Here is a 6,134-nt window from a genome sequence, read left to right as displayed (position 1 = left end):
CTGCGGCAGACCGTCTGTAACATTAAAGACAGCGGTGCCAGTCGTATTGCGCGCTAAATGCGTAATAGCGCCGGATATGTCGCCGTATATTTCGCGAATAGCATCACCACGCACGCCTCCCACGCCGGGAGCGAGTTATAAAAAGGAAAAACCCTATGTGTCGCATGAGAGAAATAACAGGCCGTCTGGATACATGCTGTAATTTTGTTGGTGCAGAAACCGATGGATTTCGGTTTTCTGGGTTCGGAATAAACGGAATTATCTATAAGCATCTAGAGTCAGGGCAAGAGTTGGATCAGCTTGAACTAATGCGCCTGTATTCTGCAAAGGAGTCTAATAATGACTAAATGCTATCAATATACTGCAGACGGCTATTTTGCCGGAGAAGTCGAAGACTACGGTTTACTGCCCAATAACGCCACGTACACAGCCCCCACAGTCGTTGAGGGCATGGTGCCGCGCTGGACGGGGGAAAAATGGGAACAGGTCGAAGATCACAAGGGGAAAAGCGGCTATGTAAATGGCCAGCCGCACGAAATTAAAGGATATGGGCCTCTGCCGGATGGTTGGAGCGATACGCCAGCCCCGCCAACGCTGACCGAGGCGCAAAACGCCAAGCGCACTGAAATAACGGTAGGTTTTACGGCAGCAATGGCCGCAAGCCTCGCAATGCCGAGCGCCACAATCCCCCCCGCTGCATATGAGGTGGCCACCGCTCTCTATGACTGGCGCACGGATGACCCCGAAGGTTATGCTGATTTGTTAGCTATTCACGAGGCCCGGCGTGACGCCTTGCTGACCGCTGTGAGCGACGCCGATTCCGCCGAAGCCGTGCAGGCCATAGTGGTTAGTTACGCGGTGTAGGGGCCATGAGCATCATTAATCGAATCACCGGCGGCGTCTGCACTGGCCCTGCAAAGCCAGGCGAGGATGGCCTGACGGTGTACGGTCCACATCAGCCTACTGAGATCCGTCAACGAGTGTACGATTTTCGGCTTTGCCCCAAGGTTGATCAGGACGAGGTCTTGAGCGGTGTTGACGGGGCAGATGTCCGGCTATCTGGTGTCGTTATATTGGGCGGTATCAAGGCTATCCTGGCTGGCAACGGCGATCACCCCGGCAACGATGTGCGCTATGCTCGATGGGAGCTGGAGGATTGCGTTATCATCGGCTCAGGCCGCCGTTGCCCGGAGGCTCAGGATGGCACTACAGTCACAATGCGCCGCTGTTGGGTGCATGATTTTGGGCAGGCGTTTGATGTGCGGGCCTTTGGCGCATGGGCGCACCGGGGCGCACGGATTATAGCTGAGGATTGTTTGTTCACGCAGAGTCAGTTGTGGCCCTGGGGGCTGGATCTGTTTTCGGCCATGACGGACATGGGTAATCATATTGGCCAGGCCGTTAACGATCATGGGCTGGCTGCGCTGCTGCGCTCACGCACCTACTTGCCAGGCCCATGCCGTGGGCTGACTGCAGATACAGGCGGTCTGACGCTGGCCACGCGCTGCTACCGCAATAGGCGCTGGATACGGATTGATGGCTGCAGCGACTATATAGATAGATCCGCCGCGCGGAAGATCGTTGTGCAAATCCAGGGCGCATGCCCAGACATGAGGCCGTATTTGGGTCAAGGGATGACGGGATTTTTTGACATTGCGACCGCCTGATTAGGTCTTTGACAATCGCATAGGGATTTGATGACCTTTTAGAGTTAAGGGGGGAGCGCAGTCCCCCCTTAACTCTGTAGCTAATGGCATGTGTATTATTAATTGTATAATTGTATTGTAAAATATTAATGTTGTTCTGTATATTCCATCTCAAAAATAGCATTCTCAAGAGATTCTTTTATTTTTTGGTGAGAACCATCTGTTTTTGCAGAAAATGAACTTGTCGCGATCGCACCAACCGATATGTGAGGTTCCTCAAAACGGATTGGCAACGGCGTTTGAGGCTTCCTGTTTTGCCTTATCCCAAGCCAGAAACAGAATGTCAAAAATGACACAAAAGCGGGGTTTTTACCCCGCTTTTTTACGTGGCCTCTTGTGCCAACTTGCGCACGAATCAGTGCCAACTTGCGCGCCCGCTTATTCTTTGTGTACAACATTCAAGCATAAGCGCCTTATATCTCTGGCACTTCCAATTATTCTAAGTGCCTGTATTTATATGGTAGCAAGGGAGGGATTTGAACCCCCGACACTGCGGGTATGAACCGCATGCTCTAACCAACTGAGCTACCTTGCCGTACGCTCGCCCTCAGGCAGCGCGACGATCTAAATATAAGATTTAGCCATGATTGGCAAGCAAAATTTTTCCAATTATCCGTGCCTGTTCGTTTTTTCTACATTTTTATCTTTGCGCTGCGCTCGAAGGTCGCAAAATGCTGTTTTTTCAGAAAGCACGAAACAATTTTGAAAAAACTTTCCGCAACAAGTTCCTCTCTTGCGGCAACCAATATCGCGGTACGTCCTGCGCTTGCGCAAAATATTTCCGCTCACGCACAGAAAACGACATTTCCGCGATGGTCGCAACGGCAACTAGTTCACCATGAAATAATATACAAAAGGCGCGATCAGCAGGCGGTAGCAGGCAAAAGGCACAAGAGTCATACGCCCCACCAGAGCCACAAAGACCTTCACCGCCAGAAGGGCCGATACAAAAGAACCAGCCATGCCCACAAGAAAAAAGGGAATATCCGCAGTGGTGAACATGCTCAGGTTTTTCAGCAGATCATAGCCCGTGGCGGCGACCATGATCGGCACAGCTGCGATAAAGGAATATTCCGCTGCCAGCGGCCTTCTGGCCCCAAGCAGCATGCCGCCCATAATGGTGGCCGCCGAACGCGAAAATCCCGGCCAGAGGGCCAGACACTGAAAACAGCCAATGCCCAGGGCCAAACGGGGGGTCATGTCGTCAAGGCTGACGCAGGTGGTTTTGAATTTGCGTTTTTCCACAAAAATCATGCAGATGGCACCCACAACAAGGGCAATGAGCACAGTGGACGGGCGGAACAGGTACTCCTTGATGTAGGAGTGCAGCAGCAGACCCAGAATGCAGGCGGGCAACGAAGTGAGCATAAGCAGCACGATACCGCGCGTGCCGGCGAAACGGACATAGGGCTGTGGCCTTACAAGCCCCCAGAAGCGCTTCCAGTAAAGAACCACCACGGCCATGATGGCCCCAAGCTGGATAACCACATCAAAGGTGGCGGCTTTTTCTCCCACAAAGCCGAGCAGGTCTCCGACCAGAATAAGATGGCCGGACGACGAGACCGGTAAAAACTCTGTCAATCCTTCCACAATGCTCAATATCAACGCTGTGAGCAAATTGTCCATAACTGGCCTCGTATATGGGTGCCATGCGGCGAGTTGCTGTTTGGCCGGTCGTTCTGCCGGCCGGAATACAGGCACACGGCGTTCTGCCGTTGCCAAAAAATGCCCTGCAGGCTATGAGTGAAAAAAAGGACGTACGCCATGAGTACCATAATGCCGCAGAGTGAATTGGTGCGAAAAGCCGCTGCCTATCTGGCGGAAGAGCGCGCGCGGGACCCCCGCAAGAGCCTGGCCCTGTTGCTGGATGAGGCAGGCATGCGCTTTAACCTCACTCCGCTGGACGCCATGTCTCTGGAACGCCTTTTCCGAAAAAGCGATACCGTCAAGACAGAGTAGCATCTGTACTTCTTCGGCCAAACGCCTTTCGGCAAAACCGGCAGGATCAGTCCGGGCAGCCCGCAGCCCGCGCAATGACGCGGCCTCGCAGAGAGCCTTGTGGCAGGAGCAAAAAGCACCAACGCCGCAAAACTAGAGAGTTTTGACGTTGCGGAGTACATCCGCAATGTTTTCAAAACGCTCTCTCCTGCGCCCGGCAGCGCAAATAAACAGCGCTGCCATCTTCATCCGTAAGCCCTTCGGCAGCGGATGCAGCCGTGTTTACGCTTTGGCGGCGGGTGCCTGCCCATGCGGCCGTCAGCGCGGTTTCACTTTGAAACCGCGCCAGGGCTTGCTATGCGATTTCGCTGCCGTCCGGCACATTGCCGTCAAGGGCAAGCAGGGTCAGGGAACTTCCGTCCCCGGCCGTGAGCACCATGCCGTGCGACATGAGGCCGCGAATCTTGCGCGGCTCAAGATTAAGCACTGCGCAAACGCGCTTTCCGACCATGACCTCGGGCGTGTAGTGCTCTGCAAGGCCGGAAAGTATCTGGCGCGGCTGCCCTTCGCCAAAATCTATTTCCAGCCGCAGGATACGGTCTGCATTGGGGTGCTTTTCGGCCACCAGCACTGTTCCCACACGCATGTCCAATGTCTTGAAATGATCAAATTCGATATTGGGCTTGCCCGAAACCGCCTCGCCTTCGCAGGAAGAGCACGGTTCCACCGGTTTACCGGCGTCGGCTTTTTGCTGCCTGGCCGCCTTATTTTCCGCCTTGGCCTGCGCCTTTGCGGCCTTGGTTTTTTCAGCCGCGGTCGGGTCTTTTTTCACCTCAATGCGCGGGAACAGGTTTGAGGCATCCGCAACAGCCGTACCCGGCACAAGCCCGTCCAGACTGTCCATCTCGTCTTCCAAAGAAGGCACAGGCGGCGTGTTTTCCCGCACAGGCTGCCCAAGCTGCTCCAGCATCTTGCCGCAGGCCACAGGCATGACCGGCCACAGGCACAGAGCCGTTTTGCGCATGGCGGCCAGCAACACATACATGACTGTGGCAAGGCGTTCCATATTGCCCTGCTTGTGCAGGGCCCAGGGAGCCTGGCTGTCCACGTATTTATTGAGGGCGCGCACCAGTTCCCACAGGGACTCAATCCCCTGAGCAAACTGCACATTGCCGAAAAGCTGGCTGAAATTGCGCATGGCCGTGGCGCACAGATCCTCAATGGCCTTGTCCGCCTCGTCAAACTGCTTGGGAGCAGGAACGCGGCTGCCGAAATACTTGGCAGTCATTGAAAGAACGCGGCTGAAAAGATTGCCCAGATCATTGGCAAGGTCTGCGTTTATGCGGCCCACAAGCGCTTCGTCGCTAAAGCTGGCGTCAGACCCGAAATGCATTTCACGCAGCAGAAAATACCGGAAGGCATCAGCCCCAAAACGCTGCGCCATTTCTTCCGGTTCAATCACGTTGCCCAATGACTTTGACATCTTGGTGTCGCGCACAAGCCAGTAGCCATGCACGTTGAGATGCCTGTACTGGGGCAGGCCCGCCGATTTGAGCATGGTGGGCCAGAACACGGCGTGCGGCTTGAGAATATCTTTGGCAACCAGGTGCTCGCCGGGCCAGTAACGCTCGAAATCCCCGCCGTCCGGCCAGCCAAGAGCGCTGATATAGTTGATAAGCGCATCAAACCAGACATAGCACACATAGTCCTTGTCAAAAGGAAGCTCGATGCCCCAGGTCAGGCGCGATTTGGGCCGGGAGATACACAGATCTTCCAGCGCGCCGGATTCCAGCATGGACAGCACCTCGGTGCGGTAGCGCTCCGGCCGGATAAACGTGGGATTCTGCTCAATATGCTCCTTGAGCCACGGCAGGTAGTTGGACATGCGGAAAAAATAGTTTTTCTCGCTTATGAATTCCGGCTTGCACAGATGCTGCGGGCAAAGGCCGTTTTCCAGCTCTTTTTCCGTGTAAAAGCGTTCGCAGCCGTAGCAGTAGTGGCCGCCGAACTCTCCAAAATAAATGTCCCCGGCATCATAAACCTTCTGCAAAAAACTCTGCACCGAAGCCACATGCGCAGGATCCGTGGTGCGCACAAAGCGGTCGTTAGCCACATCAAGCCGGGGCCACAATGCCTGAAAACGGGCGCTGATGCCGTCCACAAACTCCTTGGGCGATTTGCCTTCCTTTTCCGCTGCCTGCACAATCTTGTCGCCGTGCTCATCCGTGCCTGTCAGAAAGAGCGCATCCTGCCCGATCAGCTTGTGGTAGCGGGCCATGGCATCGGCTACCACGGTGGTATAGGCATGCCCCAGATGCGGTCTGGCATTAACGTAATAGATGGGCGTTGTGATAAAGAAGGTATTCACTCAAGGCTCCGTAAGCTTGTAATGGCTTGTAACTATTGATTTTCGTTTTTCTGCGTCTTGCGGCGGCGTTTGCGGCGCGGCTTTGCCGCATCGCCATGCCCATCGGCGCCCGCCCCGTCATG

The 6,134-nt window shown here is 54.7% G+C and carries 6 protein-coding genes and 1 tRNA gene; 3 read left to right on the top strand and 4 right to left on the bottom strand.

The window, feature by feature from the left end:
* Nucleotides 1–339: 339 nt before the first annotated feature.
* Both V6C16_RS06525 and V6C16_RS06520 read left to right on the top strand, forming a co-directional pair.
* Nucleotides 340–864, top strand: coding sequence for a hypothetical protein (locus V6C16_RS06525; protein ID WP_072312499.1), 525 nt, complete (start codon nt 340–342; stop codon nt 862–864).
* A gap of 5 nt (nt 865–869) precedes the next feature.
* Complete coding sequence (locus V6C16_RS06520) at nt 870–1,667, top strand: hypothetical protein (RefSeq protein ID WP_333534734.1); 798 nt, start codon at nt 870–872, stop codon at nt 1,665–1,667.
* 125 nt (nt 1,668–1,792) lie between these two features.
* On the opposite strand, the gene V6C16_RS06515 is transcribed toward V6C16_RS06520, so the two are convergent.
* The 3 genes from V6C16_RS06515 to V6C16_RS06505 form a co-directional block, all read right to left on the bottom strand.
* On the bottom strand, nt 1,793–2,071 hold the full coding sequence (locus tag V6C16_RS06515) for a hypothetical protein (RefSeq protein ID WP_333534733.1): 279 nt from the start codon (nt 2,069–2,071) through the stop codon (nt 1,793–1,795).
* A gap of 93 nt (nt 2,072–2,164) precedes the next feature.
* Nucleotides 2,165–2,241: transfer RNA gene (locus V6C16_RS06510), tRNA-Met, on the bottom strand.
* Nucleotides 2,242–2,534: 293 nt separating this feature from the next.
* A complete protein-coding gene (locus tag V6C16_RS06505) occupies nt 2,535–3,332 on the bottom strand; it encodes an undecaprenyl-diphosphate phosphatase (RefSeq protein WP_333534732.1) in 798 nt (265 codons plus the stop codon).
* A 138-nt stretch (nt 3,333–3,470) separates the two neighbouring features.
* Here V6C16_RS06505 and V6C16_RS06500 point away from each other — a divergent pair, with 138 nt between their 5' ends.
* Entirely contained in the window at nt 3,471–3,665 is a 195-nt protein-coding gene (locus V6C16_RS06500; RefSeq protein WP_333534731.1) for a hypothetical protein, read from the top strand.
* A gap of 334 nt (nt 3,666–3,999) precedes the next feature.
* Here V6C16_RS06500 and metG read toward each other — a convergent pair whose 3' ends face one another.
* Nucleotides 4,000–6,012, bottom strand: coding sequence for a methionine--tRNA ligase (gene metG / locus V6C16_RS06495; protein WP_333534730.1), 2,013 nt, complete (start codon nt 6,010–6,012; stop codon nt 4,000–4,002).
* Nucleotides 6,013–6,134: the final 122 nt, after the last annotated feature.

Origin of the sequence: Desulfovibrio sp. 1188_IL3213, from assembly GCF_036763145.1 — a bacterium.
Taxonomy (GTDB): domain Bacteria; phylum Desulfobacterota; class Desulfovibrionia; order Desulfovibrionales; family Desulfovibrionaceae; genus Desulfovibrio.
Note: the sequence above shows the minus strand (reverse complement) of the source record. Positions and strands in the feature narration are given on the sequence as shown.